Origin of the sequence: Aquimarina sp. MMG015 (assembly GCF_018100855.1) — a bacterium.
GTDB classification, from domain to species: Bacteria; Bacteroidota; Bacteroidia; order Flavobacteriales; family Flavobacteriaceae; genus Aquimarina; species Aquimarina latercula.
Window position 1 is genome coordinate 1 of sequence record NZ_JAGJEB010000026.1, and the last position, 2,416, is coordinate 2,416.

2 tRNA genes and 1 rRNA gene are annotated in these 2,416 nt (G+C 43.5%); all 3 read left to right on the plus strand.

What is annotated here, in order from left to right:
- Positions 1-487: 487 nt before the first annotated feature.
- Positions 488-2,009, plus strand: a 16S ribosomal RNA gene (locus tag J8L88_RS23310).
- A 139-nt stretch (positions 2,010-2,148) separates the two neighbouring features.
- Positions 2,149-2,222, plus strand: a tRNA-Ile gene (locus J8L88_RS23315).
- A gap of 119 nt (positions 2,223-2,341) precedes the next feature.
- Positions 2,342-2,415, plus strand: a tRNA-Ala gene (locus J8L88_RS23320).
- The last annotated feature ends 1 nt before the right edge of the window (position 2,416 follow it).

A 2,416-nucleotide genomic window follows, 5' to 3' on the forward strand; every position in this document is an offset into this window, starting at 1 on the left:
TTGTTGTTGATTAGAAAAAGGGTTGTATGTTTGCACCCGCAAAACGGGATATTGTTTTGTTGTGTTCATTGAGATTGATTTTGTTTGTTTGAGTTAGGTTTTACTGGGGTTTAGATGCTTTTGTAGATTTGGTTCAGGTTCTAAAAAAAACTTTATTTTTTTTCAAAAAAGTTTTGTGGAATTAAAAAGAGGTTGTATATTTGCACCCGCTTTGAGAAACAAGCGAAGTTCATAAGAATAAAAGTTGTACTGGAGTAGAGTGATTAGGTTCATTTACAGGGTTCGATTCCTTGTTAATTTTCGATTAACGACTGGCAATGAAGATTGTTTTCAGTTAGTTAAAAAAGTTCATTGATATATTGATTGACAGCGCGTATTATGGTTGTATTTATTTACGATCATATTACAATAAGAATTAAGACTAGAAGCATTTTTGAGATACGATTTAAAATTCCTGTTGTTATTGTTAAATAATATTTAAGAATACACGATGAAGAGTTTGATCCTGGCTCAGGATGAACGCTAGCGGCAGGCTTAACACATGCAAGTCGAGGGGTAACGTGAGTGCTTGCACTTGACGACGACCGGCGCACGGGTGCGTAACGCGTATAGAACCTACCTTATAGTAAGGGATAGCCCAGAGAAATTTGGATTAATACCTTATAGTATGATAAGATGGCATCATTTAATCATTAAAGATTTATTGCTATAAGATGGCTATGCGTTCTATTAGCTAGTTGGTATGGTAACGGCATACCAAGGCAACGATAGATAGGGGTCCTGAGAGGGAGATCCCCCACACTGGTACTGAGACACGGACCAGACTCCTACGGGAGGCAGCAGTGAGGAATATTGGACAATGGAGGCAACTCTGATCCAGCCATGCCGCGTGTAGGAAGACTGCCCTATGGGTTGTAAACTACTTTTATAGAGGAAGAAACAGTTTCACGTGTGGAACTCTGACGGTACTCTACGAATAAGGATCGGCTAACTCCGTGCCAGCAGCCGCGGTAATACGGAGGATCCAAGCGTTATCCGGAATCATTGGGTTTAAAGGGTCCGTAGGCGGGTCTGTAAGTCAGTGGTGAAAGTTTTCGGCTCAACCGGAAAATTGCCATTGATACTGCAGGTCTTGAATCATTATGAAGTGGTTAGAATAAGTAGTGTAGCGGTGAAATGCATAGATATTACTTAGAATACCGATTGCGAAGGCAGATCACTAATAATGTATTGACGCTAAGGGACGAAAGCGTGGGTAGCGAACAGGATTAGATACCCTGGTAGTCCACGCCGTAAACGATGGTTACTAGCTGTTCGGACTTCGGTCTGAGTGGCTAAGCGAAAGTGATAAGTAACCCACCTGGGGAGTACGTTCGCAAGAATGAAACTCAAAGGAATTGACGGGGGCCCGCACAAGCGGTGGAGCATGTGGTTTAATTCGATGATACGCGAGGAACCTTACCAGGGCTTAAATGTAGTATGACAGGTTTAGAGATAGACTTTTCTTCGGACATATTACAAGGTGCTGCATGGTTGTCGTCAGCTCGTGCCGTGAGGTGTCAGGTTAAGTCCTATAACGAGCGCAACCCCTGTTGTTAGTTGCCAGCGAGTAATGTCGGGAACTCTAGCAAGACTGCCGGTGCAAACCGCGAGGAAGGTGGGGATGACGTCAAATCATCACGGCCCTTACGTCCTGGGCCACACACGTGCTACAATGGTAGGTACAGAGAGCAGCCACTTTGCGAGAAGGAGCGAATCTATAAAACCTATCACAGTTCGGATCGGAGTCTGCAACTCGACTCCGTGAAGCTGGAATCGCTAGTAATCGGATATCAGCCATGATCCGGTGAATACGTTCCCGGGCCTTGTACACACCGCCCGTCAAGCCATGGAAGCTGGGGGTACCTGAAGTCCGTCACCGTAAGGAGCGGCCTAGGGTAAAACTGGTAACTGGGGCTAAGTCGTAACAAGGTAGCCGTACCGGAAGGTGCGGCTGGAACACCTCCTTTCTAGAGAAAGACGATACTCAGGAATTGTTATTTTGAGGTGTTTTTAGTCTTAAGCTGTTAATTAATTTATTGTATAGTTGTATTTTTTGGTTGTTAGTTTTACTAATAGCGATTAAGCATCAATTATCAACTATGAAGAAGTCTCATAGCTCAGCTGGTTAGAGCGCTACACTGATAATGTAGAGGTCGGCAGTTCGAGTCTGCCTGAGACTACAAGTCGTAAGACTTAAAATTAAGTTCATACTAATTTTATTGAAAGGAAATTTTAGAAGTTGAGAATTCATTACTTCATCATTCGGGATTCTGAATTCGACATTTAGGATTTCATTAATGGGGGATTAGCTCAGCTGGCTAGAGCGCCTGCCTTGCACGCAGGAGGTCATCGGTTCGACTCCGATATTCTCCAC